Annotated in this window: 26 protein-coding genes; 14 read left to right on the plus strand and 12 right to left on the minus strand. The window is 62.6% G+C overall.

The genetic code is table 11. The features are described from left to right. Positions 1-6: 6 nt before the first annotated feature. The 4 genes from PVT67_RS08085 to trhA all read left to right on the plus strand — a co-directional run bounded on the left by PVT67_RS08085 (position 7) and on the right by trhA (position 3,445). Positions 7-219: a DUF1653 domain-containing protein gene (locus PVT67_RS08085; RefSeq protein WP_336407843.1), complete on the plus strand. Its 213-nt coding sequence runs from the start codon at positions 7-9 to the stop codon at positions 217-219. A 161-nt stretch (positions 220-380) separates the two neighbouring features. Continuing rightward, positions 381-1,463: a glutamate 5-kinase gene (gene proB / locus PVT67_RS08090; RefSeq protein WP_336407823.1), complete on the plus strand. Its 1,083-nt coding sequence runs from the start codon at positions 381-383 to the stop codon at positions 1,461-1,463. Between the two features lie 2 nt (positions 1,464-1,465). Then, a complete protein-coding gene (locus PVT67_RS08095) occupies positions 1,466-2,713 on the plus strand; it encodes a glutamate-5-semialdehyde dehydrogenase (protein ID WP_301499394.1) in 1,248 nt (415 codons plus the stop codon). 81 nt (positions 2,714-2,794) lie between these two features. After that, positions 2,795-3,445 carry a PAQR family membrane homeostasis protein TrhA gene (gene trhA / locus PVT67_RS08100; RefSeq protein ID WP_301499395.1) on the plus strand — a complete coding sequence of 217 codons (651 nt, stop codon included), beginning with the start codon at positions 2,795-2,797 and terminating at the stop codon, positions 3,443-3,445. Positions 3,446-3,501: 56 nt separating this feature from the next. Here trhA and PVT67_RS08105 read toward each other — a convergent pair whose 3' ends face one another. From PVT67_RS08105 to sppA, 4 genes are all read right to left on the minus strand, one after another. Then, complete coding sequence (locus PVT67_RS08105; RefSeq protein WP_301499396.1) at positions 3,502-4,731, minus strand: pyridoxal phosphate-dependent aminotransferase; 1,230 nt, start codon at positions 4,729-4,731, stop codon at positions 3,502-3,504. A gap of 82 nt (positions 4,732-4,813) precedes the next feature. Beyond that, on the minus strand, positions 4,814-5,701 hold the full coding sequence (locus PVT67_RS08110) for a DMT family transporter (RefSeq protein ID WP_301499397.1): 888 nt from the start codon (positions 5,699-5,701) through the stop codon (positions 4,814-4,816). Next, the gene (gene ansA, locus PVT67_RS08115; RefSeq protein ID WP_301499398.1) at positions 5,701-6,708 is read right to left on the minus strand and encodes an asparaginase; all 1,008 of its coding nucleotides are present in this window, start codon (positions 6,706-6,708) and stop codon (positions 5,701-5,703) included. The genes PVT67_RS08110 and ansA overlap by 1 nt, the downstream gene beginning before the upstream one ends. Before the next feature lie 75 nt (positions 6,709-6,783). Further along, entirely contained in the window at positions 6,784-8,625 is a 1,842-nt protein-coding gene (gene sppA / locus PVT67_RS08120) for a signal peptide peptidase SppA (protein WP_301499399.1), read from the minus strand. Between the two features lie 160 nt (positions 8,626-8,785). Here sppA and PVT67_RS08125 point away from each other — a divergent pair, with 160 nt between their 5' ends. After that, positions 8,786-10,813 carry an NADPH-dependent 2,4-dienoyl-CoA reductase gene (locus PVT67_RS08125; RefSeq protein WP_301499400.1) on the plus strand — a complete coding sequence of 676 codons (2,028 nt, stop codon included), beginning with the start codon at positions 8,786-8,788 and terminating at the stop codon, positions 10,811-10,813. A 34-nt stretch (positions 10,814-10,847) separates the two neighbouring features. Here PVT67_RS08125 and fur read toward each other — a convergent pair whose 3' ends face one another. Continuing rightward, positions 10,848-11,291: a ferric iron uptake transcriptional regulator gene (fur, locus tag PVT67_RS08130; RefSeq protein ID WP_301499401.1), complete on the minus strand. Its 444-nt coding sequence runs from the start codon at positions 11,289-11,291 to the stop codon at positions 10,848-10,850. 127 nt (positions 11,292-11,418) lie between these two features. On the opposite strand from fur, the gene PVT67_RS08135 reads away from it, so the two are divergent. Then, positions 11,419-11,895, plus strand: coding sequence for a DUF4442 domain-containing protein (locus tag PVT67_RS08135; protein ID WP_301499402.1), 477 nt, complete (start codon positions 11,419-11,421; stop codon positions 11,893-11,895). A gap of 28 nt (positions 11,896-11,923) precedes the next feature. Here PVT67_RS08135 and fldA read toward each other — a convergent pair whose 3' ends face one another. Genes fldA through PVT67_RS08155 form a run of 4 tightly spaced genes read right to left on the minus strand, consistent with a single transcriptional unit; the run spans position 11,924 to position 13,784 of the window. After that, entirely contained in the window at positions 11,924-12,451 is a 528-nt protein-coding gene (gene fldA / locus PVT67_RS08140) for a flavodoxin FldA (RefSeq protein WP_301499403.1), read from the minus strand. 5 nt (positions 12,452-12,456) lie between these two features. Then, positions 12,457-12,756, minus strand: coding sequence for a LexA regulated protein (gene ybfE / locus PVT67_RS08145; RefSeq protein WP_301499404.1), 300 nt, complete (start codon positions 12,754-12,756; stop codon positions 12,457-12,459). Then, positions 12,756-12,977, minus strand: coding sequence for a DUF2788 domain-containing protein (locus tag PVT67_RS08150; RefSeq protein ID WP_301499405.1), 222 nt, complete (start codon positions 12,975-12,977; stop codon positions 12,756-12,758). Before PVT67_RS08150 ends, ybfE begins: the two co-directional genes overlap by 1 nt. Before the next feature lie 51 nt (positions 12,978-13,028). Further along, on the minus strand, positions 13,029-13,784 hold the full coding sequence (locus PVT67_RS08155) for an alpha/beta fold hydrolase (RefSeq protein ID WP_301499406.1): 756 nt from the start codon (positions 13,782-13,784) through the stop codon (positions 13,029-13,031). 109 nt (positions 13,785-13,893) lie between these two features. Between PVT67_RS08155 and PVT67_RS08160 the strand changes: the two genes are divergently transcribed. From PVT67_RS08160 to PVT67_RS08195, 8 genes are all read left to right on the plus strand, one after another. After that, the gene (locus PVT67_RS08160; RefSeq protein ID WP_301499407.1) at positions 13,894-14,397 is read left to right on the plus strand and encodes a replication initiation regulator SeqA; all 504 of its coding nucleotides are present in this window, start codon (positions 13,894-13,896) and stop codon (positions 14,395-14,397) included. Between the two features lie 14 nt (positions 14,398-14,411). Continuing rightward, positions 14,412-16,043, plus strand: a complete 1,632-nt coding sequence (locus PVT67_RS08165; protein ID WP_301499408.1) for a phosphohexomutase domain-containing protein — start codon at positions 14,412-14,414, stop codon at positions 16,041-16,043. A 42-nt stretch (positions 16,044-16,085) separates the two neighbouring features. Then, a complete protein-coding gene (astE, locus tag PVT67_RS08170) occupies positions 16,086-17,090 on the plus strand; it encodes a succinylglutamate desuccinylase (protein WP_301499409.1) in 1,005 nt (334 codons plus the stop codon). A 151-nt stretch (positions 17,091-17,241) separates the two neighbouring features. Then, positions 17,242-18,345, plus strand: coding sequence for a pyruvate dehydrogenase (acetyl-transferring) E1 component subunit alpha (pdhA, locus tag PVT67_RS08175; RefSeq protein ID WP_301499410.1), 1,104 nt, complete (start codon positions 17,242-17,244; stop codon positions 18,343-18,345). Beyond that, the gene (locus PVT67_RS08180) at positions 18,338-19,321 is read left to right on the plus strand and encodes an alpha-ketoacid dehydrogenase subunit beta (RefSeq protein WP_301499411.1); all 984 of its coding nucleotides are present in this window, start codon (positions 18,338-18,340) and stop codon (positions 19,319-19,321) included. The genes pdhA and PVT67_RS08180 overlap by 8 nt, the downstream gene beginning before the upstream one ends. Continuing rightward, positions 19,318-20,436, plus strand: coding sequence for a dihydrolipoamide acetyltransferase family protein (locus PVT67_RS08185; protein ID WP_301499412.1), 1,119 nt, complete (start codon positions 19,318-19,320; stop codon positions 20,434-20,436). Before PVT67_RS08180 ends, PVT67_RS08185 begins: the two co-directional genes overlap by 4 nt. 120 nt (positions 20,437-20,556) lie before the next feature. Next, entirely contained in the window at positions 20,557-20,997 is a 441-nt protein-coding gene (locus PVT67_RS08190; RefSeq protein WP_301499413.1) for a hypothetical protein, read from the plus strand. Between the two features lie 111 nt (positions 20,998-21,108). Further along, entirely contained in the window at positions 21,109-22,836 is a 1,728-nt protein-coding gene (locus PVT67_RS08195; RefSeq protein WP_301499414.1) for a M14 family metallopeptidase, read from the plus strand. 30 nt (positions 22,837-22,866) lie between these two features. Here PVT67_RS08195 and PVT67_RS08200 read toward each other — a convergent pair whose 3' ends face one another. The 3 genes from PVT67_RS08200 to PVT67_RS08210 are packed head-to-tail and all read right to left on the minus strand — an operon-like array spanning position 22,867 to position 24,882. Next, entirely contained in the window at positions 22,867-23,670 is an 804-nt protein-coding gene (locus tag PVT67_RS08200) for a hypothetical protein (protein ID WP_301499415.1), read from the minus strand. Next, positions 23,670-24,521: an ABC transporter ATP-binding protein gene (locus tag PVT67_RS08205; RefSeq protein ID WP_301499416.1), complete on the minus strand. Its 852-nt coding sequence runs from the start codon at positions 24,519-24,521 to the stop codon at positions 23,670-23,672. The genes PVT67_RS08200 and PVT67_RS08205 overlap by 1 nt, the downstream gene beginning before the upstream one ends. Next, positions 24,505-24,882 (minus strand): GntR family transcriptional regulator, encoded by a 378-nt coding sequence (locus PVT67_RS08210; protein WP_301499417.1) that lies wholly within the window; start codon positions 24,880-24,882, stop codon positions 24,505-24,507. Before PVT67_RS08210 ends, PVT67_RS08205 begins: the two co-directional genes overlap by 17 nt. Between the last annotated feature and the right edge of the window lie 15 nt (positions 24,883-24,897).

Below are 24,897 nucleotides of genomic sequence, written 5' to 3' on the forward strand. Positions count from 1 at the left end.
GCCGGCATTTACCGCCACTACAAGGGCGGCCTCTACCAAGTCTATGAGGTGGCCCGCCACAGCGAGACCGACGAGCTGCTGGTGGTCTACCGGCCCCTATACGGGGAAAAGGCCCTCTGGGTCAGGCCCCTTGCCATGTTCGAAGAAAGCGTGAGCGGCCCTGATGGCCCCATACCGCGCTTCGCGCTCATCGAAGAGAACGACCAAAAGGCTCCCTGAGGGAGCCTTTCTTTTTGGTACGAATAAAGGTTTTGGGCTTAACCCCATGTAAAGCGAACCCAAGCATCTTCTTTTCATTAGTCTTCAAATGATGTTAGGCTGTGCCCTCTTTTGTTGAGAGGGAGAGCCCGATGGCGACGCCAAAATGGCAAAGAGTGGTAATGAAAGTGGGCAGCGCCCTGATCGCGCCCGGCGGTAAGGGCTGCAGCGCCCAATACCTGCTGGCCATCGCCGGCTTCATCACCCGCTGCCGCGAGCGCGGTATCGACGTGGTATTGGTGTCATCAGGCAGTGTGGCGGCGGGCCGCAGTCATTTCGATTTTTCCCAGGAGGCGTTGCCGGTGCCGCTCAAGAAGGCCATGGCGGCGGTGGGGCAAAACGAAATGATGAGCAACTGGTCCCGCTTTTTCGACTTCCCCTGCGCCCAGGTGCTGCTGACCCATGGGGATCTGGGGGACAGGGAACGTTACGTCTCTATCAAAAATACCCTGGATGCCCTGCTGGAAAACCAGATCCTGCCCATCGTCAACGAGAACGACACCGTCGCCACCGACGCCTTGCGGGTGGGGGACAACGACAACCTGGCGGCCCTGGTGGCGACAGTGGTGGACGCCGACACCTTGCTGATCTGCTCGGACGTGGACGGCCTTTACGACAAGGATCCCACCCTCTTCGACAATGCCCGCCGTATCCCGCTGGTGGAGGAGATAGACGAGAGCATCTTTGCCCTGGCCGGCCCCGCCCGTAACGCCATCGCCACCGGCGGCATGAGGACCAAGGTGGAGGCGGCCGAGAAGGCCACCAGCCACGGCATCGATACCTATATCGTCAACGGTCGCGACAGCGACAGCTTCGAGCAATTGCTGCGCGGCGACAATCCCGGCACACTGTTTTTGCGCCATCCCAAACCCCTGCCCAACCGCCAGCATTGGCTGCGCCACACCTTGCGGGTCCAGGGCGAGTTGGAGGTGGACGCCGGTGCCGCCAAGGCCTTGTTGGAAGGAAGAAGCTCCTTGCTGAGTGGCGCCGTCAAGGCGGTGGAAGGGGACTTCGAGCGGGGTGACGCCGTCATCATCCGCGAAGGGGGCCAGGCCCTGGCCAAGGGGATCTGCCAGTACAGCGCCTGGGAGCTCAACTACCTCAAGGGGCGTCAAGCCCAGGACGTCCAGGATCTGGTGGGCGATTACCTGCCGGACGAAGTGATCCACCGCGATAACCTGATGCTGTTGGAGGAAAACCATTGATGATGGCAAGAGCCCAAGACTACGCCAGGGCCGCCGCCAAGGCCGCCAAGGTGCTGGCCGGCCTGGATAGCAACCAGAAGAACGCCGTGCTGGCGGACATGGCCAAGGCCCTGCGCGCCAGCCATGAGCCTATCCTCAAGGCCAACGCCGCCGACATGGCCGCGGGCCGCGACAAGGGCCTGGATGCGGCCATGCTGGACCGCCTGCTGCTGACCCCGGAGCGCATCGACGCCATGGCCGGCGCCATCGACTTCATCGCAGATCTTCCCGATCCCGTTGGCAAGCGCCGCCCGGTGGAGATCCGCCCCAACGGCCTGCAGATAGAGAAGATGCGCATTCCCCTGGGGGTGGTGTGCATGATTTACGAGGCGCGCCCCAACGTCACGGCCGACGCCGGGGCGCTGTGCCTCAAGTCCGGCAACGCCGTCATCTTGAGGGGCGGCCGCGAGGCCCTGCAGTCCAGCCTGGCCATAGCCCGGGTGCTGCAGGAGGCGCTCAGGGCCCAGGGCCTGCCGGCCGAGGCCATCACCGTCGTCGACGACCCCGACCGGGAGTTGCTGCTGGCGCTTTTGAAGCAGACCGAGCATATCGACCTGGTGATCCCCAGGGGCGGCGAAGGCCTTATCCGTTTCGTCACCGAGCAGAGCCGTATCCCCGTCATCCAGCATTTCAAGGGGGTCTGCCACCTCTACGTGGACGAACACGCCGATCTCGACAAGGCGCTGAAGATCCTCGTCAACGGCAAGACCCAACGCACCGGCGTCTGCAATGCCCTGGAGGGGCTGCTGGTGCACCAGGATGTGGCCCAGGCCTTCCTGCCGAGGGTGGCCGCAGCCTTTGCCGAGAAAGGCGTCAAGGTTCATGCCGATCCGGCGAGCCTCGGCTATTTCGATGGCGCCTTGCCCATGGCGGAGGACGACTACGGCCAGGAATACCTGGCGCTGGAGATCGCCATCCGCCAGGTGCCGGACTTCGATGGGGCCATCAGCCATATCGACCGTTTCGGCAGCCACCATACCGAGGTGATCTGCACCGAAGACAAGGGCAGGGCTGAGGCCTTCCAGCGCCACGTGGACGCGGCCGTGGTGATGGTCAACGCCTCCAGCCGTTTTTCCGACGGCGGCGAGCTGGGACTGGGGGCCGAGATCGGCATTTCCACCTCCAAGCTCCATGCCTACGGCCCCATGGGCCTGGAGGCCCTGACCACAGAGAAATTCCTGGTGACAGGCGCCGGCCAGGTGCGGCCATAGGACGGAGGTCCGGCCTCTTGGCCGGGCCCTTTTTTTCACGTAGTCTTCAATAATGAAACCCCCCTGCAGACAGGCGCAGTTATGGAAGTCATCACCCTAGGTCACCGTTATTCCTTCAAGGAGGAATTGGCCAACGCCATCACCCACGGCCTGGGGATGTTCTGCTCCATCGCCGGCGGCGCCGTGCTCATCGCCCTGGCGGCCGTTTATGGCGACGCCTGGCAGATAGTATCGGCCTCCATCTTCGTGGCGGCGCTGTTGATGCTTTACACCGCCTCCACCCTCTACCACGCCATTCCCCACCAAGATGCCAAGGCCAAGCTCAAGGTCTTCGACCACTGCGCCATCTTCGTGCTCATTGCCGGCACCTATACCCCCTTTACCCTTATCGCTTTGCGCGGGGTCTGGGGTTGGAGCCTGTTTGGCACCATCTGGGGCCTGGCGGCCCTGGGCATCGTCTTCAAGCTGTTCTTCACCGGCCGCTTCCGTGGTGTCTCCACCCTGGTCTATATCGCCATGGGTTGGCTGGTGGTGGTGGCCATCAAGCCCATGAGCCAGGCCCTGACGGCGACCGAACTGCATTGGCTGGTGGCCGGCGGCGTCTTTTACACCCTGGGTACCGTTTTCTACCTGTTGCGCCGTATTCCCTTCGGCCATGCCATCTGGCACTGCTTCGTGCTGGGGGGCAGCGTCTGCCACTACGCGGCCGTGATGCTGCAGGTGGTAGGTTGAGCCGCTAACGGCAAGAAAAAAGGCGCCTCCAAGGCGCCTTTTTTTGTGCCTGCCGCTCAGGCGGCGCTGCTGCCAACACTCTCGGCCAGCCGGTCCAGGTAACGGCCAAAGCGGCCTATGGCGTCCTGCAGTACCGCTTGGGGCGGCAGGAAGACGATGCGCAGGTGATCCGGGCTGGGGTGGTGGAAACCTGTGCCCTGGACCAGCAGGATCTTCTCCTGGCGCAAGAGATCCAGCACCAGGCCTTGGTCGTCGCTGATGGCAAAGCGCTTGGGGTCAAGACGCGGGAAGAGGTAGAGGGCGCCTTTGGGTTTGACGCAGCTAACCCCCTTGATGGAGGTCAGCATGTCCCAGGCCAAGTCCCGCTGCTGGCAGAGCCTGCCGGTGGGCAGCAGCAGCGGCTGTATGCTCTTGGGATCCCCTAGGGCCGCCAGCAGGGCGTGCTGGCTCGGCACGTTGGCGCAGAGACGCATGTTGGCCAGCATGGAGAGGCCTTCCAGGTAGTCCTGGGCCTGGTGCAAGGGGCCTGACACCAGCAGCCAGCCCTGGCGGAAGCCGGCGGCGAGGTAGCCCTTGGACAGGCCGTTGAAGGTGAGGGTCAGGACGTCGTCGCTCAAGGCGGCCATGGGGTGGTGGACGGCGCCGTCGTAGAGGATCTGGTCGTAGATCTCGTCGGCGAAGAGTACCAATTGGTGCTCGCGGGCGATCTGGATAAGGGCCTCCAGCATGGCCTTTTCGTAGACGGCGCCAGTGGGGTTGTTGGGGTTGATCACCACCAGGCCCTTTGTCCTGGGCGTGATCTTGGCACGGATATCCTCGAGATCCGGCTGCCAGCCGCTGCCTTCGTCGCAGCGGTAATGCACCGCCTTGCCGCCGGCCAGCACTGTGCAGGCGGTCCAGAGCGGGTAGTCGGGGGCCGGCAGCAGGATCTCGTCGCCGTCGTCCAAGAGGGCCTGCAGGCTCATCTGGATAAGTTCGGAGACGCCGTTGCCGATGAAGATGTTCTCGGCGGCAGCCTGGCGTACGCCCTGGCGCCGGTAGTGGCTCGCCACCAGCTCCCGGGCCTGGCCCAGGCCCTTGGCGTCGCAATAGCCCTGGCTCTGGTGCAGGTTGGCGCCTATGGCCTCCAGCAATGCCGGAGGGGCGGTGAAACCGAAGGGGGCTGGGTTGCCGATGTTGAGCTTCAAGATCTGCTCGCCCGCTGCCTCCATGCGCGCCGCCTCGACAATCACAGGACCACGGATGTCGTAACAGACGTGCTTGAGCTTAGCGGACTTCTTGTGCATGACGGCAACTTCCCTCTGGTTTTGGCTTTCCAGCACAGTGCCCAGAGGGGAAGCACCTTGTCAATGGCCCGGGCGGCTATCCTCAGGACTTTTTTGCTTTGCCCAGCTGCTGTACAGCCAGGCCGCCGAGGATGAAGGCCAGGCCCCAGAGGGTGGAGGGCAGTATGGCTTCCCCCACCAGGCGCGACAGCAGCCAGAGCGACAGGAAAGGGGAGAGGAAGATGAGGTTGGAAAGCCGGGCCGTGTGGCGGGTCAGCTTCATGGCGGTGAGCCAGAGCAGGAAGGCAAAGCCCATCTCGAAGGCGCCGATATAGAGGGCGCCCAGGCAGCCATTGAGGCTGAAGTCGAAGCGGCCCTGCCAGAAAAGCGCGGCCAGCACCCCGGGCAGGCCGAGGATAAAGCCCAGCAGCAGGCTCAGCACGGGGTCGTCCTGATGGCGGGTCTTGGCTATCCAGTAGCCGGACCAGAGCAGGGTGGAGAGCAGCGCCAGGGCTACACCCAACGGGCTTTGAAGATCCAGGCTCCAGGGCTGGCCGCGGGTGGCGATGACCAGCACGCCGCTGTAACCCAGGAGGATGGCCAGGCCGTCGATGCGGCGCAGCTTGTGGCCGAGGAAGGGCACGGCCAGCAGGCTGAGGCTGATGGCCCAGGTGTAGTTGAGGGCCTGGGCCTGCTGGGCCGGCAGCAGGTCATAGGCGCCGAACAGCACCAGGTAATAGCAGCAGGGGTTGAGCAGCCCCAGCAGCAGATAATAACCGGGGCGCTGCCTGAGCATGGGCCAGAGGCCGCCCAGCTTGCGCTGCCAAGCCGCCACCGTCGTGAGGATGGCGATGGTGGTCAGGGAGGCGATGAGCAGCATCTGGGCCGTGCCCAGCTCCCGCAAGGTGAGCTTGAAGGCGCTGGCGACAGTGGACCACATCAAGACGGCGCCGATGCCGCACAGCAGCGCCTTGGTTTCGTTCTGGGCCATCAGCAGGTCAGTTCGCCGCGCAGATCTTGCTTCAGTTGGGCGCGGATAGCGTCGGCATCCAGGCCCAGGCTGAACAGGTAGTGGAGCTTGGTGAGGGCCGCTTCCACCGTCATGTCGCCGCCGGAGACCACGCCGCAGGCGGCAAGGCCGGTGCCTGTGGCATAGCCGGTCATGTTGACGGCGCCCTTGAAACACTGGCTGAGGTTGAGCACCACTATGCCGTCCTGGCTGGCCTTTTCCAGGGCCTGGAGCAGGCGGGGGCTGCTGGGGGCGTTACCGACCCCGTAGCTTTGCAGGATCAGGGCCTTGACCGGCTGCTGGATGAGGTTGCTGATGATGGCCGGATCGATGCCCGGATAGAGGCGCACCATGCCGATGGGTTGGGGGGTGATCCTGTGCACCTTGAGCGGGCCCTGGGGTTGGGCCAGGCAGGGGGCCACCTTGCGGATCTGGATGCCCGCTTCCAGCAGCGGCGGGAAGTTGGGGGAGGCGAAGGCGTCGAAGCCGTCGGCATGGGCCTTGGTGGCCCTGTTGCCCCGGAACAGCTGGTTGCTGAAGAAGAGGCTGACCTCGGGAATGGGGTATTCGGCGGCCAGGTAGAGGGCGGTGAGCAGGTTTTCCTGGCCGTCGGAGCGCAGTGCCGACAGCGGGATCTGGGAGCCGGTGACAATCACCGGCTTGGCCAGGTTTTCCTGCATGAAGGACAGGGCCGAGGCCGTATAGGCCATGGTGTCGGTGCCGTGGAGGATAACGAAGCCGTCGTAGCTGTCGTAATGCTGGGCGATGTCGTCGGCAATGTGCTGCCAGTCGGCAGGGGTCATGTCCGAGCTGTCCATCAGCGGGTTGTATTCATGGATGTCGAAGTCGGGCATCTCGGGGCGCTGGAAGTCCGGGTGCGCCAGCACCTGTTCCACCAGGAAGCCGGGCACGGGCACATAGCCCTTGGCGGACTTCTTCATGCCGATGGTGCCGCCGGTGTAGGCGACATAGATGCGCTTCTTAGCCATGAACTGCTCCTGTCTGTGACCGCCGCATTATATGAAAAAACCGGGCCTTAGCCCGGTTTTTTGTGGTCTGCGCTGTTACTCGAAACCGCAGTCCCGGCAGTAGAGATACATGCCTTGGGGGTCCTGCATGTCGACCAGGGGTTTGACCTGCTGGTCCAGCACCGCCATCAGCTTGCCGAGCCAGGGGTTCTGCTCGGTCTGCAGGCCGGAGGCGACCTTGGCGGCATCGCCGAACAGGGCCTTGATGAACTCCTCCTTGGGGCTCAGCTTGCGGCGCACCTGCACCACCTTGTAGTGGTCCAATTTGGCCAGCTTGGCGGCGTCGTCGATGGCCAGCTGCATATCGCCCAGCTTGTCCACCAGCCCCAGCTCCTTGGCCTGGGCGCCGATCCAGATATGGCCCTGGGCTATCTTGTCGACGTTTTCCTTGGTCATGTGGCGGCTGTTGGCCACCAGGGTCAGGAAGCGGTCATAGCCTTTTTCGACGTTGGCCTGGATGATGCGCTTGAGGTTGTCGGACAAGGGCCTGGTCAGGGTGGTGCCGGCGTATTCGGAGGTGCCGACGCCGTCGGTGTGCACCCCTATGGCGTCCAGGCTGTTCTCGAAGGTGGCCAGCATGCCGAAGATGCCGATGGAGCCGGTGAGGGTAGTGGGGTGGGCCACTATTTCATCGGCGCTGGCGGAGATCCAGTAGCCGCCAGAGGCCGCGTAGGTGCCCATGGAGGCTACCACCGGCTTGCCGGATTTCTTCAGGGCCAGCAGTTCCTTGCGGATGATTTCACTGGCAAAGGCGCTGCCGCCAGGGCTGTCGACCCGCAGCACTACGGCCTTGATGTCCTTGTCCAGGCGGGCCTGGCGCAGCAGGGCGACGATGGAGTCGCCACCGGACATGTTCTCGGGGGCCTCGCCGTCGACGATCTCGCCCTGGGCCACCACTATGCCAACCTTGGGCCCCTGCGGGGTCATCGGCAGCTTGGGATGGATGATGGACAGGTAGTCGTCGAAGTTGATGCGGCGGTAGTGGTGGTCGTCCTTGTCTTCACCGACCAGGGCGATCAGGGCCTGATCCATGTCCTCGCGGGAGGCCAGCTTGTCCACCAGGCCTTCCTTGATGGCCAACTGGGCGAAGTCGGCGCCGGCCGCTTCGAAGCGGTCAGGCAGGTTCTCCAGCAGGGCATCCAGGGCGCCAGGTTTGAGGTGGCGCAGCGCCACGATCTTGTCCTGGTACTGGTTCCAAAGGGCCGTCAGGAACACCTTGTTGGCTTCCTTGGCCGGTTCGGACATGTCGTCGCGGATATAGGGCTCCACGGCGGACTTGAAGGTACCGACCCGGAACACATGGGTGGTGACCTTGAGCTTGTCCAGCAACGACTTGTAGTAGGTGCGGTAACGGCCGTAGCCGTCGATGGACATGAAGCCGTCTTCGTTGAGGTAGATGGTGTCGGCGTAGGCGGCCAGCAGGTACTGGGCCTGGGTGTAGTAGTCGCCCTTGGCGATCACCCTCTTGCCGCTGGTCTTGAAGTCGGTAATGGCGTCACCGATGGTCATCAGCTTGTCGGGACTGCTGGTCCAGAGGTCGTCCAGCTTCAACACCAGCACCTTGATGCGGTTGTCGTCCTTGGCGTTCTTGATGACGTCCAGCACGTCGGAAAGCTGGATCTCCGGCGGCTCCTTGTTGCCTTGCAGCTCTTTGGCGAAGGCTTCGAAGGGATCCTTGGTCTTGGCTTTCTCGACTATGACCCCGTCCAGGTTCAACAGCAGGGCGCCGTCCTTGGGTACTTTGGGGCCTTCGGCTTCGCCGAGGGAGCCGATGACAAGCACCAAGATGAAGAGCACGAACAGGCTCATGACCAGGCGGCGCAGGCCGTTGATGGCCTGCCAGAGAATGGAAAACACCTTTCTCAACATCGTCAGCATGGGTGGGTTGCTTCCTTGATTTACAGTCTCTTTTGGCATGCTATGGCATTGGCCGCGCGAAGCGAAAGGGAATTTGTAACGGTTTGTTGATGAGGGTGGATTGATCCTGACTCATCGGATGAGTAGGCTCTTGGGGACAACAACTAAGACAGACTTGCTAATGAACGCAGCTTACCCCCACTTGCTCAGCCCCCTGGACCTCGGTTTTACCACCCTCAAGAACAGGGTGCTGATGGGCTCCATGCATACAGGGCTCGAGGAAGAAAAGAACGGCTTTGCCAAGATGGCCGCCTTCTACAAGGCCCGCGCCGAAGGTGGCGTCGGCCTCATCGTCACCGGTGGCATAGCCCCCAACTTCCGCGGCCGCCTGGCGCCTTTCGGCAGCCAGCTTTCCTTCGGCTTCCAGGCCAGGAAACACAAGGTGGTGACCCAGGCCGTCCATGAGGCAGGCGGCAAGATCTGCCTGCAGATCCTCCACGCCGGCCGCTATGCCTACCATCCCTTTTCCCTGGCTCCCAGCGCCAAGAAGGCCCCCATCAACCCCTTCAAGCCCAGCGCCATGTCCGAGCGGCAGATCAAAGGCACCATCAAGGCCTTCGCCAAGACGGCCCTGCTTGCCCGCAAAGCCGGCTACGACGGGGTCGAGATCATGGGTTCCGAGGGTTACCTCATCAACCAGTTCCTGGCCAGCCGCACCAACCACCGCACCGACAGCTGGGGCGGCAGCTTCGACAACCGCGCCCGCCTGGCTCTGGAGATAGTCCGGGCGGTCAGGGAAAAGGCCGGCGCAGACTTCATCATCATCTTCCGCCTGTCCATGCTCGAGCTGGTGGAGCAGGGCATGAGCTGGAGCGAGACGGTGCAGCTGGCCCGTGGTCTGGAGGCCGCCGGCGTGACCCTCATCAACACCGGCATCGGTTGGCATGAGGCCAGGGTGCCCACCATAGTCACTTCGGTGCCGAGGGCGGCCTTCTCCTGGGTCACGGCCAAAATGAAGGAAGAAGGCCTCAAGGTGCCGCTCATCACCACCAACCGTATCAACGATCCCAAGGTTGCCGAGCAGATCCTGAGTGAAGGCCAGGCGGACATGGTGTCCATGGCCAGGCCTTTGCTGGCAGATCCGGATTTCGTCAACAAGGCCGCCGCCGGCCAGGCCGATCGCATCAACACCTGCATCGCCTGCAACCAGGCCTGCCTGGACCATGTCTTCGAGCAAAAACGCGCCAGTTGTCTGGTCAACCCCCAGGCCTGCTACGAGACCGAGCTTATCTTCAAGGAAGCCGCCACCCCCAAACGCATCGGCGTGGTGGGGGCGGGCCCGGCCGGTATGGCCTTTGCCTGCTACGCGGCCGAGAAGGGCCACAAGGTGGTGCTGATGGATGCAGCGGCGGAGCTGGGCGGCCAGTTCAACTACGCCAAGCAGATCCCCGGCAAGGAAGAGTTCTTTGAGACGCTGCGCTATTTCCGCAACCGCCTCCATGACCTGGGTGTGGAACTGCGCCTGAACAGCCCCCAGACCCCGGACTCCCTGAAGTCCGCCGGCTTCGACGAGTTGGTGATCGCCACCGGCATCAACCCCCGCACCCCCGCCATCGACGGGGTCGAACACCCCAAGGTGCTGAGCTACCTGGACGTGTTGCGGGACAAGAAACCGGTGGGCCGGAAGGTGGCGATCATCGGCGCTGGCGGCATCGGCTTCGATGTGGCCGAATACCTGGCGGAAAAGGGCCCGTCCCTCAGCCAGGACAGGGATCGCTGGCTGCGCCATTGGGGCGTGGACAAGGCGTTGGCCGGCCCGGGCGGCCTCACCGCGCCCCACAAGCCGGAAGCGGCCAGGGACATCTGGCTGCTGCAGCGCAAGACCAGCAAGGTCGGCAAGGGCCTCGGCAAGACCTCCGGCTGGGTGCATCGCCAGACCTTGAACGATCTCGGGGTCAGGATGTGGGCTGGCGTCAACTACGAGCGCATCGACGACAAGGGCCTGCACATCCGCCGCGGCGAGGAATCCCTGGTGCTGGACGTGGACAACGTCATCCTCTGCGCCGGCCAGGAGCCCAACAAGGGGCTCTGGCAGCAGTTGACTGACCAGGGTGTCCAGGCGCATCTCATCGGTGGTGCAGACGTGGCGGCAGAGCTGGACGCCAAGCGCGCCATCCGCCAGGGAGCCGAGCTGGCGGCCAGGCTCTAGATAGCAGAAGGGCCAGTCTTGGCTGGCCCTTTTGTCATTCTTCGCCGCGGCGGCGTTTCTCGCAGGCTTGGGTGTCTTCGCACTCGCCGTAGAGATAGAGGCTGTGGTGGGTCAGTTTGATGTGGTTCTTCTTGGCCACTTCTTTCTGGCGCTGCTCTATGACGTCATCCATGAATTCCAGCACCAGGCCGCACTTGAGGCAAACCAGGTGGTCATGGTGGCGCTTCTGGGCCAGTTCGAAGACCGACTTGCCGCCTTCGAAGTGATGGCGGGTGACGATGCCGGCGTCGTCGAACTGGTTCAGTACGCGGTAAACAGTGGCCAGGCCGATCTCTTCACCCAGCTCGATGAGCTTCTTGTAGAGATCTTCGGCGCTGATGTGCTGGAAGTCGGGCTGCTGCAACAGCTCCAGGATCTTGACCCTGGGCAGGGTGACCTTGAGGCCGGCTTCGCGCAGGGCCTGATTCTCGTCCGCCATGTATGGTCCTGTTTTATATGGGCGGGCTCAACCCGCGTTGGTTATCTGGACAAAGGTACCCAAGTGGGCGGACCTTTTCCAGAGGCAAGCCTCGCCAATGTGTTCGATTTTGTCGATTAGGTGTTTGATGAAAAGCTGGTTGTTTAAAAAAGGGTCGCGGATAAAACATCTGCTTAATCTCTGGCCCCCCTTCTTCTTTACCGGGATCCGCATCCGCGAGCTGTCCGACGACTTCCGCCTGTGCCGGGTGGAGCTCAAGGACAGGCCCTGGACCAAGAATGCCAACGGCACCCAGTTCGGTGGCAGCCTCTTTGCGATGACCGATCCCATCTATGCCCTGATGCTGATGGGGATCCTCGGCAAGCGCTACCATGTCTGGGACAGGGCGGCGCGCATCCATTTCGAAAAGCCGGGGACGGGCAAGGTCTATGCCGAGTTCATCATCAGCGAGCCGCTGCTGGAGGAGATAGCGGCGGCCACGGGGGAAGGTGAGAAATTCCTGCCTGAGGTGGTGACAGACGTCAAGGACGCCAAGGGCGAGCTGGTGGCGAGGATAGAGCGCACCCTCTATGTGCGCCTCAAGCGCCACCACAGGCCGGCATGAAAAAAGCCCCTCGTTCGAGGGGCTTTTCTTAGTCTTCCAGTTCGGCCAGGCACATCTCTTCATAGATCTGCTTGACCCACTTCTCGACCCGCTCGGCGGTCAGTTCGGGCTGGCGGTCTTCGTCGATGCCAAGGCCGATGAAGTGGTTGTCGTCGGCCATGGCCTTGGAGGCCACGAAGTTGTAACCCTCGGTAGGCCAGTGGCCGATGATGGTGGCGCCCTTGGCCTCGATGATGTCGCGCAAGGTGCCCATGGCGTCCAGGAAGTACTCGGCGTAGTCCTCCTGATCGCCGCAACCGAAGATGGCGACCAGCTTGTCGGAGAAGTCGATCTCTTCCAGGGTGGGGAAGAAATCATCCCAGTCGCACTGGGACTCGCCGTAATACCAGGTTGGGATGCCGAGCAGCAGCAGGCTGAAGCCTTCGATGTCTTCCTTGCTGGACTTGGCGATGTCATGGACTTCCACCATGTGCTTGCCCAGCTGCTTCTGGATCATTTTGGCGACAGCTTCGGTGTTACCGGTATCGCTGCCGAAGAACAGACCTACAGATGCCATTCGACTCAATTCCTCTCGCTGTTGGCGGTGTCGAGTCTCTCTACACCGGCTTTCAATATGGTTTCAATCAGTTCACTGCGGCTGACGCTTTGCGCTTTGGCCAGCTCATTGAGGGTCTCGAACAGGTCGCTGTCTACTTTCAGCTCCACTCTCTTGAGGCCCTTCTGCCTGTCCCTTTTGATCTGGTTCCGCTTGTTGACCTTCAACTGCGCCTGGCGCGGCAGGGGATTGGTTTTGGGACGCCCCCGGCGCTTTTCCTCGGCAAAGAGGTCGATGGTAATTCTGTCGGCGCTCTCTTTGGCCATTAACCTATACCTGAATTTTCCCAGATGAGCCTGATCACTTCCTTCGAGATAAAGCCCGCACAGCCCAGGAAGAGTACCAGCCAGACGATGTAGCGGCCGTACTTGGGCACATTGCCCTTCTTCAAGACGTCTTGTATGGCCAGGCCGATGAGCAAAAAGATCACCAGAAAGAACAGGTTAAGTCCTATGGCCTCGATGGTTTCGTAATGCTCAGCCAGCATGGAATGCCCTTGCCCTCCTTTGAGCCCGCGGATTATACCCAAGGCACAGGGTCAGCTCAAAAAGTCCCTGACCAGCTTGTTGAACACCAAGGGCTTTTCGGCGTGCAGCCAGTGGCCGGTGCCGCTGATGACCTTGAGTTTGGCCGTTGGGAAGAGACTTTGCACGGCCCCGGCATGGTCCCCCGTCAGGTAGTCGGACTCGCTGCCCTTGATAAAAAGGGTAGGGCCGCTGAAGGGCCGGCCTTGCGGTCCCTGGAGTATATCCGGGTAGCGGTGCGCCAGTACTGGCACATTGAGCCGCCAATAGTAGCCGTCATCCCCCTTTTGCAGGTTCTTGAGGATGAACTGGCGCACCCCGGGCTCAAGGATATGCTGGGCCACGGCGGCTTCCACTTCCTTGCGGCTCTGGTACTGGGCCGGGTCAACCTGGGTCAGGGCGGCGAAGACGCTGTCATGGTTGCTGTGGCGGTAAGTGACGGGGGCTATGTCGGCCACCACCAGCTTGTCCACCCGTTCGGGGTGGTTGAGGGCCAGCTGCATCACCACCTTGCCCCCAAGGGAGTGGCCTACCAGGTGGGCCTTTTCGATACCCAATTGGTCCATCAGGCCCAGGAGGTCGCCGGCCATGGCGGCCAGGCTCATCTCTTCGCTGTGGAAGGACTTGCCGTGGTTGCGAAGGTCCACGGTGGTGACGGTAAAGGCGTCTTCCAGGGCGCGGCCAAGGTTGCCGAGGTTGTCCAGGGATCCGAACAGGCCGTGGACCAGGATCACGTCGGGGCCTTGGCCCCGCTGCTGGTAGTTGAGCATGCATTGACTCCTAAAAGGGGCTGCTATTGTGCAAAGGTCGAGGCGGGCATGCAAATGACGTGCGCCTATGTATAATCGCCTGGAGTCAACCAGGACCTTGAGATAAGGGATGAAAACCATCGAAGTCGACGACGAGCTGTACCAGTACATCGCGTCCAATACCCAGAAAATAGGAGAGAGCGCCTCCGAGATACTGCGCCGCCTGCTGGGCTTTGCCCCCCTTGGCACCCAGGCTGCTACCGCCCCCCAGCAGACCCAAGCCCAGGCCACTCAGCCGGCAAGCCAGCCCGCACCGGCCGTCAAGGCAGCCGCTCCCGAGGCCAACAGTGCCGTAGGCCGCTTTATCGGCGCCCTGACCGAACTCTATCAGCGCCATGGCGACGCCTTCAGCCTGGTGCTCAACATCCGCGGCCGCGACCGCCTCTATTTCGCCACCAGCGCCGAAGCGCTGAGCCAGGCCGGCAAGTCCACCAATCCCAAGGCCATCGTCGGCAGCCCCTACTGGGTGGTGACCAACAACAACACCGAGAAGAAGCGCAATATAGTGGCGCAGGTGATGGCCGAACTCGGCTATGAAGAGGACGCCGTCCAGGCTTTCGTAGAGCAGATCTGAAAAGGGAGACCTTGATGTCCTTACATCCCAATGCCGGCAAGATGCCGGCGCCAGAGAGCCTTATCGACCCCAGCGAGCTGGTCACCGCCTTCTTTACCTTGCAGCCGGATCCGGCTAAGCCGGCCCAGAAGGTCAGTTTCGGTACCTCTGGCCACCGCGGCTCCAGCCTCAGCAAGGCCTTCAACGAGGCCCATCTCCTGGCCGTGGCCCAGGCGGTTGCCGATCACCGCAAGGAGCAGGGCATCACAGGGCCCCTCTACCTGGGCCTCGACTCCCACGCCCTTTCCTATCCCGCTTTTGCCACAGTGCTGCGGGTGCTGATCGCCAACGCCGTCAATGTCCGTTTCGAGGACAGGCAGCTGACCCCGACCCCGGCGGTCTCCCACGCCATTCTGGCCCATGGCGGTAATGCCGACGGCCTGATCCTGACGCCGTCACACAACCCGCCGGAAGACGGTGGCATCAAGTACAACCCACCGGACGGTGGCCCGGCCGACACCCAGGTCACCAAGGTGATCCAGTCCCGCGCCAACAGCTACTTGGAGGCGGGCCTGGATGGGGTTCGGATGCTGAGCTTCGAGCGGGCCATCAGCAGCCCCCATGCCGAACGCTTCGACTTCATGGCCGACTATGTGCAGCGCCTCGGCGAGGTGGTGGACATGGCCGCCATCAAGGATGCCGGTCTGCGCCTCGGTGTCCACCCCATGGGCGGCGCCGCCATCGATTACTGGCGGGCCATAGCCCAGCATTGGGGCTTGGACGTGACCCTGGTGGAAGAGCGGGTGGACAGCCGTTTCGGCTTCATCCCCTGCGACCACGACGGCAAGATCCGCATGGACTGCTCCAGCCCCCATGCCATGGCCAGCCTCATTGCCGTCAAGGACGACTTCGACCTGGCGCTCGGCAACGACACCGACGGCGACCGCCACGGCATCGTTACCCCGGATGCAGGCCTCTTGAACTGCAACCGTTACCTGGCGGTGGTGGTGGATTACTTGCTCAAGCACAGGCCGACCCTGCCCGAAACCCTGGGGGTGGGCACCACCGTCGTGACCAGTGCCCAGGTCGGGCGCGTGGCCCGGGCAGCCGGCCGCCACTTCATGGAAACCCCTGTGGGGGTCAAGTGGTTCGTGGATGGCCTCTATAACGGCAAGCTCATCTTCGGCGGCGAAGAGTCCGCCGGCGGCACCTTCGTCACCCGTGACGGCAAGCCCTGGAGCACCGACAAGGACGGCATCATCATGTGCCTGCTGGCGGCCGAGATCCTGGCGGTGACCGGCATGACCCCCAGCCGCTATTACAAGGACATCATCGAGGCCCAGTTCGGCCCCACCTGGTACCAACGTATCGACGCCCCCATCACCGACGAGCTCAAGGCCGGCTTCGCCCGCCTCGGCAGTGAGGTGGCCAAGGGTGCCTTGCTGGCCGGTGAGCCTGTGGTGGATGCCTTCACCCAGGCTCCGGGCAACAATGCGGCCATCGGCGGCCTCAAGGTGGTGACCGAGCACGGCTGGTTCGCGGCCAGGCCCTCCGGCACCGAGCCCATCTACAAGATCTACGCCGAGAGCTTCAAGAGCCAGGGCCACCTGGACGCCATCATTAAGGATGCACAAGCGCTATTGGCCCAATGGCTGGCCGAGGCATGATAGAAAGGGGCGCAGCAGCGCCTCTTCTTTTTTGGAGTCTCCATGTTCAAGGACAACGATATCCTCGCCTTCACCCTGGCAAACCCGGACGGTGCCGAGGTCAGCGCCTTCACCACGGCCCAGGGCATCGTGGTGGAAACCTGGGATACCGGCATCTTCTGCCTGACCCCGGCCAACCCTGGCAACAAGGACATCATCCTCTCCTGCGGCGTACACGGTAACGAGACGGCCCCCATAGAGATAGTGCGGGATCTGGTCAAACAGCTGCTGGACGGCAGCCTGCCCCTGGCCCACCGGCTCTTGATCCTCATCGGCAACGTGCCTGCCATCAACGCCGGCAAACGGGAGCTGGAAGAAAACCTCAACCGCCTGTTCAGTGGTGCCCATGCCCAAGGCGGCATCGACAACGCCGAGCGCCGCCGGGCCCAGGCATTGGAAGCGGCTGTGGCCCGCTTTTACGGCCAGCGTAGCAACGTCGAGCGCCTTCATTACGATCTGCACACCGCCATCCGCGGCTCCAAGCACGAGAAATTCGTGGTCTACCCCTTCCTGCACGGCAAGCCCCGCAGCCGCGAACAGATCATGTTCCTGGCCCGCTGCGGCGTAGACACTGTGCTGCTGTCACAAAGCCCCACCACCACCTTCAGCTATTTCTCGACCAACACGTTCGGCGCCCATGGCTTCACAGTAGAGCTTGGCAAGGTGCAGCCCTTCGGTCAGAACGACATGTCCCGCTTTGAGGCGGCGGCTGAGGGGCTTGCCGAACTGGTCAGCCAGGCACAGCTGGTCCTACCGGATTACGACGAGACAGCCGTTAACCTGTACCGCATTTCCCGTGTCATCAATAAGCAAAGTGAGGCCTTTAGCTTTACCTTTGGCGAGGACGTGGAGAACTTTACCCCTTATCCCAAGGGCCATCTGCTGGCCAAGGACGGGGACCTGGAACACAGGGTAGAGCTGGCGGAAGAGGCGGTGATCTTCCCCAATATCAAGGTGGCGGTGGGGCAGCGGGCCTGCCTGCTGGTCGCCCGAACCCGGCTCGATTGACAACAAGCCCCGCAGCAGCGGGGCTTTTTTATGACTGGTCTGATTTCTACCATTGCGTTGTTGAAAGGAAGTTTACGTAAAGGTAAAGTCAGTGCCGTTAATCCATTGGGGGAGACCCTAATCCTTTGGGTCTGGAATTTAAGGTTAACGTATGACCTTTACGTCAAAGTCAACTGTCACCCAGGTACGCTACCTGGATGAAGACGGCAATGTAGTCCAGCCGTTGCCCGCCTGGGCGGACGATCTGGATAAGCTGATCGAGTTCTACAAGAACATGGTGCTGGTACGCACCTATGACAAGAAAGCCATCGCCCTGCAGCGAACCGGGCAGATGGGCACCTATCCTTCGCACCTGGGTGCCGAAGCCGTAGGTATAGGTGTGGGTAGCGCCATGGCCGTGGACGACGTCTACGTCCCTTACTACCGCGACATGCCCACCATGATGATGCGTGGCGCCACCATGACCCACAACCTGCTCTATTGGGGCGGCAGCGAGCGCGGCAGCTACTTTAACAGGCCCGATGGCCAGTTGTCGGAAGACTTCCCCATCTGTGTACCCATAGCGACCCAGTGCACCCACGCCACCGGCGTGGCGGGCGCGTTCAAACTGCGCGGCGAGAAGCGGGTCGCAGTCACCGCCATCGGTGACGGCGGTACCTCCAAGGGCGACTTCCTGGAAGCCCTGAACTGCGCCGGCGCCTGGCAGCTGCCCTGCGTTTTCGTCATCAACAACAACCAGTGGGCCATCTCTGTGCCCCGCGCCATCCAGTGTGGTGCCCCGACCCTGGCCCAGAAGGCCGTGGGCGCCGGCATCCCCGGCGTGCAGGTCGACGGTAACGACATCGTCGCCGTTTATGACGTGATGCAAAAAGCCCTGGAGCGGGCCCGCAGCGGCAAGGGGGCCACCCTTGTCGAAGCCGTGTCCTACCGCCTTTCCGACCACACCACCGCCGACGACGCCACCCGCTACCGCGGTTCCGACGAAGTCAACGCCGCCTGGAAACGTGAGCCGGTCAAGCGCCTGCGCCAGTACCTGCACAACCAGGGCGTCTGGAACGAGGACAAGGAAGTGGCCTGGCAGAACGAATGCAACCAAAAGGTCCAGGCCGCCGTGGACGAGTACCTGGCCCTGGGCAAGGAGCCGCCGGAATCCATGTTCGATTACCATTTCGAAAGCCTCAGCGAGCCCCTGGCCGGCCAGCGCGAGGAGATGATCGCCAAGGCCATGCGCATGCAGGGAGGCCACAATGGCTAAGGTTTGCCTTATCGAAGCGGTCAACATGGCCCTGCATCACGAGATGGCCCGCGACGAAAACGTGGTCTGCCTCGGTGAAGACATCGGCACCAACGGCGGCGTCTTCCGCGCCACCGTCGGCCTCAAGGACAAGTTCGGCTTCAAGCGGGTGATGGACACCCCCCTGGCCGAAGGCCTTATCGGCGGTTTGAGCGTCGGCATGGCCTCACAGGGGCTGCGCCCCGTGGCCGAGTTCCAGTTCCAGGGCTTCATCTTCCCGGCCATGGAACAGATCATCTGCCAGGCGGCCCGCATGCGCAGCCGTACCCGCGGCCGCCTGACGTTGCCGCTGGTCTACCGCGCGCCCTTCGGCGGCTTCATCCACGCCCCCGAGCACCACAGCGAGAGCGTCGAGGCCCTGTTCGCCCATGTTCCTGGCCTGCGGGTCGTGATCCCCTCCAGCCCGGCCCGTGCCTACGGCCTGCTGCTGGCGGCCATCCGCAGCAACGATCCGGTGATGTTCTTCGAGCCCAAGCGTATCTACCGCACCGTCAAGCACGAGGTGGAAGACAACGGCGTGGCACTGCCTTTGGATGTAGCCTTTATCCTCAAGCCCGGCACCGACATCACCCTGGTGAGCTGGGGCGCCTCGGTCAACGAGACCCTGATCGCCGCCGAGAAGCTGGCCGACGAGGGGATCAGCGCCGAGGTCATCGACTTGGCCACCATCAAGCCCCTGGACATCGACACCATTTTGAAGTCGGTCCGCAAGACGGGGCGCCTGTGCATCGTCCACGAAGCGGCCAAGAGCTTCGGCGTCGGCGCCGAGATCGCCGCCCAGGTGTCCGAGCAGGCCCTGTGGGAGCTCAAGGCCCCCATCGGCCGGGTGACAGGCTATGACGTCACCATGCCTTACTACCAAAACGAGAAGTACTACCAGATCCATCCGGAAGACATTCTTCTGGGCGTGAAAAAAGTCATGGAGCAGAGCGCATGAAATACTTCAAACTGCCCGACCTGGGCGAAGGTCTGCCGGAAGCAGAAATCGTCGAGTGGCACGTCAAGGCGGGCGACGAGGTAGAAGTGGACCAGGTGCTGGCCTCCATGGAAACCGCCAAGGCCATAGTGGATGTGCCTTCCCCGCTGAAAGGCAAAATCGCCAAGCTGTTCGGCGACGTGGGTGACGTCATCCACACCGGCTCCCCCCTGGTGGGCTTCGAAGGTGAAGAAGAAGACGCCGGCACCGTCGTCGGTAAAGTGGATACCCACGGCGCCGTCGCCAGCGGTGAAGACAGCTTCGTGGCCGGTAACAGCGTCGCGCCCGTGGTCGGCTCCCGCATCCAGGCCCTGCCTGCCACCCGCCTGCTGGCCAAGAAGCTGGGCGTGGACATCGAAGAGCTCAAGGGCAGCGGCCACGGTGGCGTGGTGACCGACGCCGACGTGCAGAAGGCCTTCGAAGCCGACGACAGCCTGTCCAAGAACGAGATCATCAAGGGTGCCCGCCGCGCCATGACCGACGCCATGCGTCACGCCTTCGAGACAGTGGTGCCCGTCACCCTGGCCGACGACGCCGACGTCTCCAACTGGGAGCCGGGCCAGGATCCGACAGTGCGCCTGATCAAGGCCATGAGCGATGCCTGCGCCGCCGAGCCGGCCCTGAACGCCCACTTCAACGCCGATACCTACAGCCGCCGCCTCTTCGACAAGGTGGATCTGGGGATCGCCGTCGACAGCCCCCACGGCCTCTACGTGCCCGTGCTGCGTGACATCGGGAGCCGCGACGCCAAGAGCCTGCGTGAAGGCCTGGACAAGATGATCAAGGACGTGCGCGATCGCCGCGTACCCCAGGAGGAGCTGAAAGGCGCCACCATCACCTTGTCCAACTTCGGTGCCATCGCCGGCCGCTATGCCAACCCCATCATCACGCCGCCCCAGGTGGCCATAGTGGGTGCCGGTCGCAGCTACGAGACGGCTGTGCTGAAGGAAGGCCAGCTGGTGGCCAAGAAGATGCTGCCCCTGTCCGTGACCATGGACCACCAGGCCTGTACTGGTGGTGAGGCGGCCCGCTTCCTCAAGGCCCTCAAGGCCTCCCTGGAAAAGCCCAGCCTCTGAGCAACCCTCTTTGCGTGTGATAAAAGCCGGCAGCAGCCGGCTTTTTTTGTTTCAGTCATCCGGGTTCTGGGAGACAGTATTCAAGTTAGGAAGACCTGGCTTCGTTGAGGGATGAATATGATGAAGAAAGCTGCCCCGCTGATCTGCCTGGCGCTCATTTCCTCTGGGCTCCATTGCCAGCCCCAGGTCGAGATCACACTGTCTCGGTTTAATAAGGAAAAATTGCAGCTGCTGGTGGTGAATAACAACGACGAGCCGGCCAGTTTTGACTACAACTTCTGCCAGTCGTCGGTAGGGGATCTGTCTTTTGACGTCATCGGAAGTGATGGGCATCGTTATCCCTTTCAGGTGATGCTCAATGAAGATTGCGACCTCGACAGCCACTTTCGGTTGGAGCCTTTCTGTGTTGTTGGGAAATTAGTTCCGATTAAAGACCTGCTGAGTTTTCACGGTAACCCCAAAGGGAAGCTGGATCTCAATGCGCATTTCTGCGAACGGGGGAAAAGCGGTAGCCGGGTTAACTGCCTCAGTAGCAACAGCCTCGAGATATTGGCCGAGTAATGATCTTTAGGCAGCCCCTTCTCCGTTGAGAGGACTGGAGCAACAGGCTGACGAGAGTGCCTTGCAGTGCTTTTTAAAACTGGGTAGAAGCGATAGAAAAGGAGAAAAATCATGCTGCTACCCTTGCTGCTCAGCGCCGCCATAACGGCGCCCTTGCAGGCGCCCCTGCCCCCCGAGCCGGCTTGGCAGGGCAAGACCCTGGCCCTTATCAACACCCAGGATCCCACTCCGGTGGAAGCGGCCGGCTTTGCGGTAACCCCGGACTATGCCGCCACCGTCGCCTACCTAAAGACCCTGGCCGCAGGCCATCCCGCGCTTAAGCTCAGCCGCTTTGGCAAGTCAGGGCAGGGCCGTGACCTCTGGGCTGTGACCCTGGGCCAGCCCGGTAACGGCAAGCCGACCCTTTTGCTGCAGGCCGGCATCCATGCCGGGGAGATAGACGGCAAGGACGCCGGCCTGATGTTCCTGCGGGACTGGGCGGCAGGGCAGCACAGGGCGCTGCTGGCCAAGGTCAACCTGGTGTTCGTGCCCATCTTCAATGCCGATGGCCATGAGCGCGCCGGCCCCTTTAACAGGCCCAACCAAAGGGGCCCCCAGAATATGGGCTGGCGGAGCAATGCCCGCAACCTCAACCTCAACCGCGACTACACCAAACTCGATACCCCAGAGATGCGGGCCATGGTGGCGCTGATCAACGAAGTCCAACCCAGCCTCTATGTCGACGTCCATGTCACCGACGGTGAGGACTGGCAGTACGACAGCCTTATCGCCATCAACACCACTTACGCGCCAAAGACTACTGCCTGGCTGACCGGCTATTACAGGCCCAGGCTTTATGCCTACCTGAAAAGCCAGGGCCATATGCCGGGGGATTTCCTCTTCCTTGAAGACGGCAAGCATCCGCAGAAGGGCGCCATCCTCTGGCAGGCCGAGCCCCGCTATTCCAACGGCTATGGCCCGGCCCGTAACCTGCCGACGGTGCTGGTGGAAAACCACAGCCTGAAACCCTATCAGCGGCGGGTCTTGGCCACTTATGCGCTCATCGAAGAGTCCTTGAGGCTGCTTGCCGACGACGGCAAGGCACTGCAGCAGGCCATAGCCGCCGACGACCAGGCCCGCCCGGCCGAGCTGCCCCTGGCCTTCGGGCGGGGCGACAAGGCAGAGAGGAAAGACATCCCCGGGGTCGGCTACCAGTACTACCAGAGCCCTGTTTCGGGGGCAGAAGAAGTGCGCTGGACGGGCGAGCCCCTTACCTGGAAGCAGGTGCCGGTCTGGCCCATGGACAAGCCCGTCCTCTTTGCCAAGCGGCCCAAGGCCTATGTCATTCCGGCCCAGTGGCCAGGCGTCATCCAGCGCCTGGCAGAACAGGGGATCCAGATGGAACGGCTGGATATGCCCCTTAAGCTCCGGGCCCGCCAATACCACATCGACCAGTTCCAGTTCGCCAAGGCGCCTTTCGAGGGCCATTTCCGGGTCAGCACCCAGGGCCAATGGCAAATCGTCGACGAGAAGCTGCCGGCCGGCTCGGTGCGGATCAGCACCGATCAGCCCCTTGGCAACCTCGCCATGTTGTTGCTCGAACCCCAGGCCCCGGACAGTTTCCTGCAATGGGGTTTCTTCAACGCCATCTTCAGCCGCACCGAGTACATGGAGCCCTACGTGATAGCCCCTATGGCAGAAGCCATGCTCAAAGAGCCCAAGCTCAAGGCCGCCTTCGAGAAGGCCCTGGCCGACCCAGCCTTCAAGGCGGACCCCGAAGCGCGGCTGCGCTGGTTCTACGAACGCAGCCCCTATTTCGACCAGACTTACCTGCGGTACCCGGTGCTGAGGGAGGAATAAAAAAAAGCCGCCCTCGGGCGGCTTTTTTCGTCAGGCCAGGTGGCGGCGCCTTATCTCGGCGCAGCCCAGCCAGAAGAGGCAGGCGATGCCCAGGCCTCCGGTGACGGCAAGGAGCTCACCATCTTGCCCACCGATGCCGCCCAGTGCCATGCCAAAATGAACCTTGAGGCTTGCCCCCAGCACCAGGGCCTCTTTGCCGAGGTGGCCGAAGATGAACTGGGTGACGGGGTGCCCGCCCAGCAGCAGGCTTTCGGCCAGGGACAGCAGCATTGGCAGCAGCAGCATCCACAGCAGCGGCCGTTGTGTGGTGGCAGACAACAGCATCATGAAGCCGTAGAAGGGGGCCAGTAGCAGCGACAGCCAGAACAGATGCAGCCCCAGTCCCCACCAACCGGCCAGGCTACCGGCCGGGCTCAGTTGGCCCCCCGATGCCATCAGGGCCGCCAGGGGCAGTTCAGCCAAGATGATGGCGGCCAGGTAGAGCAGTGGCACCACCAGCATCACCACGGCCACCTTGGCGGCGACTGTGGCCAGATCGCTGACCGGCAGGGAGCGCCAGAAAAGGATGGATCTGTCCTTGCGCTCGTCCAACAGGCAGTTGCCACAGAAAGTGACGGCCGCCAAGACGGCGCAGACGAAGAAGGGGCTGGCAAAGACCAGCAGCAGGGGGGCACCGGTGACCTCGTCACCCTGTGTACGGACGCTGCCACCACCCTTCAAGACGACATAGAGCTGCAGGGCCCAGAGCAGCAGCACCAGCATGGCCGGCAGCCACAACAGGGTCTTGTTGTTCTCCCAGCACTCCTTGCGTACCAGCATCATGAAGCTGTTCATCAGGCAGCCCTCCCGGCTTTGGCGACGAAGAGATCGGCAAGGGAGGGGCTCCCCACCCGGCCAAGGCCCGCCAGTTCGTCGGCGGGGCGTTCGAAGGTCAGCAGGTGGCCGCCCAGGGTGCTGCGCTCGGCCAGCGGACCCAGGGCCCTGGCCGCTTCCAGCTCGGCCTTGCCCACCTCCAGTTCACAAAAGCGCTGGGCCAGTTCTTCGACTGGGCTGTCCAGCACCAGCTTGCCGCCGTGCAGGAAGAGCACATGGGTCAGCAGGTGTTCCACTTCCTCCACCTCGTGGGTGGTGATGAGGATGGTCTTCTGGTGATCGAAGTAGTCTTCCAGCAGCCGCTGGTAGAAGCCCTTGCGGTAGACCACGTCCAGGCCCAGGGTGGGCTCGTCCAGCACCAGCAGCTCGGCGTCTATGGCGGTGATGAGGGCCAGGTGCAACTGGGTCACCATGCCTTTGGACAGCTGTTTGACCTTGGCGTCCAGGGGAATGTCGGTGCCGGCCAGTATGGCCCTGCAGCGCTCGGCGCTGAAACGGGGGTGGGTGGCGGCCATGTACTTGAGCAACTGGCTTACCTTGGCCCAGCGGGGCAGGGAGGCCACGTCCGAGATGTAGGTCACGCGCTCCAGCAACTTGGCCCTGTGGTGCAAGGGATCCTGGCCCAGCACCTGGAGGTCGCCATCCACCGGCAGCAGGCCCAGTATGGCCCCCAGCAATGTGCTCTTGCCGGCACCGTTGACGCCCACCAGCCCGACTATCTGGCCGCGTTTTATCTCGAGGTCGATGCCGTCCAGTACCTGTTTGCGCCCGAAGCGCTTGGTCAGGCCTTGGCCTTTAATCAGTGTGTCCATCCCTAACTCCTTCCAGGGTTTGCAGCAAGGTCCCGGGGTTGAGCCCCAGGCGTTTTATCTCTTCTCTTATTCTCGGCCAGGTTTCTTCAAGGAAACGGGTCCTTTCCCTGGCCAGCAATGCCTCTCTGGCCCCTTCGGCCACGAAGCTGCCGATGCCGCGGCGCTTCTCCACCACTCCCAGATCGGCCAGCTGGGCCAGGGCCCGCTGTACCGTCAGGGGGTTGAGCTGCATGTCGGCAGCCAACTGGCGCACGCTGGGCAGCGGATCCCCCGGGGCCAGGCGGCCCTCCAGAATGGTGGCCACCAGCCTCGACACCAGTTGTTCGTATAGAGGCTGGCCCTGTTGCCATTGTCCTTGCACGTCGAACTCCTTTTT

Source organism: Gallaecimonas kandeliae, assembly GCF_030450055.1.
GTDB lineage: Bacteria > Pseudomonadota > Gammaproteobacteria > Enterobacterales > Gallaecimonadaceae > Gallaecimonas > Gallaecimonas kandeliae.

Bases quoted from the DNA above. Each gene is read 5' to 3' on its own strand.
- PVT67_RS08200 (WP_301499415.1), bottom strand. From the start codon at position 23,670: ATGAACAGCTTCATGATGCTGGTACGCAAGGAGTGCTGGGAGAACAAC.
- PVT67_RS08110 (WP_301499397.1), bottom strand. From the start codon at position 5,701: ATGGCCCAGAACGAAACCAAGGCGCTGCTGTGCGGCATCGGCGCCGTC.
- PVT67_RS08155 (WP_301499406.1), bottom strand. From the start codon at position 13,784: ATGCTCAACTACCAGCAGCGGGGCCAAGGCCCCGACGTGATCCTGGTC.
- PVT67_RS08185 (WP_301499412.1), top strand. From the start codon at position 19,318: ATGAAATACTTCAAACTGCCCGACCTGGGCGAAGGTCTGCCGGAAGCA.
- PVT67_RS08125 (WP_301499400.1), top strand. From the start codon at position 8,786: ATGAACGCAGCTTACCCCCACTTGCTCAGCCCCCTGGACCTCGGTTTT.
- proB (WP_336407823.1), top strand. From the start codon at position 381: ATGAAAGTGGGCAGCGCCCTGATCGCGCCCGGCGGTAAGGGCTGCAGC.
- PVT67_RS08190 (WP_301499413.1), top strand. From the start codon at position 20,557: ATGAAGAAAGCTGCCCCGCTGATCTGCCTGGCGCTCATTTCCTCTGGG.
- ansA (WP_301499398.1), bottom strand. From the start codon at position 6,708: ATGGCTAAGAAGCGCATCTATGTCGCCTACACCGGCGGCACCATCGGC.
- PVT67_RS08105 (WP_301499396.1), bottom strand. From the start codon at position 4,731: ATGCACAAGAAGTCCGCTAAGCTCAAGCACGTCTGTTACGACATCCGT.
- pdhA (WP_301499410.1), top strand. From the start codon at position 17,242: ATGACCTTTACGTCAAAGTCAACTGTCACCCAGGTACGCTACCTGGAT.
- PVT67_RS08160 (WP_301499407.1), top strand. From the start codon at position 13,894: ATGAAAACCATCGAAGTCGACGACGAGCTGTACCAGTACATCGCGTCC.
- PVT67_RS08135 (WP_301499402.1), top strand. From the start codon at position 11,419: ATGAAAAGCTGGTTGTTTAAAAAAGGGTCGCGGATAAAACATCTGCTT.
- fldA (WP_301499403.1), bottom strand. From the start codon at position 12,451: ATGGCATCTGTAGGTCTGTTCTTCGGCAGCGATACCGGTAACACCGAA.
- PVT67_RS08150 (WP_301499405.1), bottom strand. From the start codon at position 12,977: ATGCTGGCTGAGCATTACGAAACCATCGAGGCCATAGGACTTAACCTG.
- PVT67_RS08205 (WP_301499416.1), bottom strand. From the start codon at position 24,521: ATGGACACACTGATTAAAGGCCAAGGCCTGACCAAGCGCTTCGGGCGC.
- sppA (WP_301499399.1), bottom strand. From the start codon at position 8,625: ATGCTGACGATGTTGAGAAAGGTGTTTTCCATTCTCTGGCAGGCCATC.
- PVT67_RS08095 (WP_301499394.1), top strand. From the start codon at position 1,466: ATGGCAAGAGCCCAAGACTACGCCAGGGCCGCCGCCAAGGCCGCCAAG.
- PVT67_RS08195 (WP_301499414.1), top strand. From the start codon at position 21,109: ATGCTGCTACCCTTGCTGCTCAGCGCCGCCATAACGGCGCCCTTGCAG.
- PVT67_RS08165 (WP_301499408.1), top strand. From the start codon at position 14,412: ATGTCCTTACATCCCAATGCCGGCAAGATGCCGGCGCCAGAGAGCCTT.
- trhA (WP_301499395.1), top strand. From the start codon at position 2,795: ATGGAAGTCATCACCCTAGGTCACCGTTATTCCTTCAAGGAGGAATTG.
- astE (WP_301499409.1), top strand. From the start codon at position 16,086: ATGTTCAAGGACAACGATATCCTCGCCTTCACCCTGGCAAACCCGGAC.
- fur (WP_301499401.1), bottom strand. From the start codon at position 11,291: ATGGCGGACGAGAATCAGGCCCTGCGCGAAGCCGGCCTCAAGGTCACC.
- ybfE (WP_301499404.1), bottom strand. From the start codon at position 12,756: ATGGCCAAAGAGAGCGCCGACAGAATTACCATCGACCTCTTTGCCGAG.
- PVT67_RS08180 (WP_301499411.1), top strand. From the start codon at position 18,338: ATGGCTAAGGTTTGCCTTATCGAAGCGGTCAACATGGCCCTGCATCAC.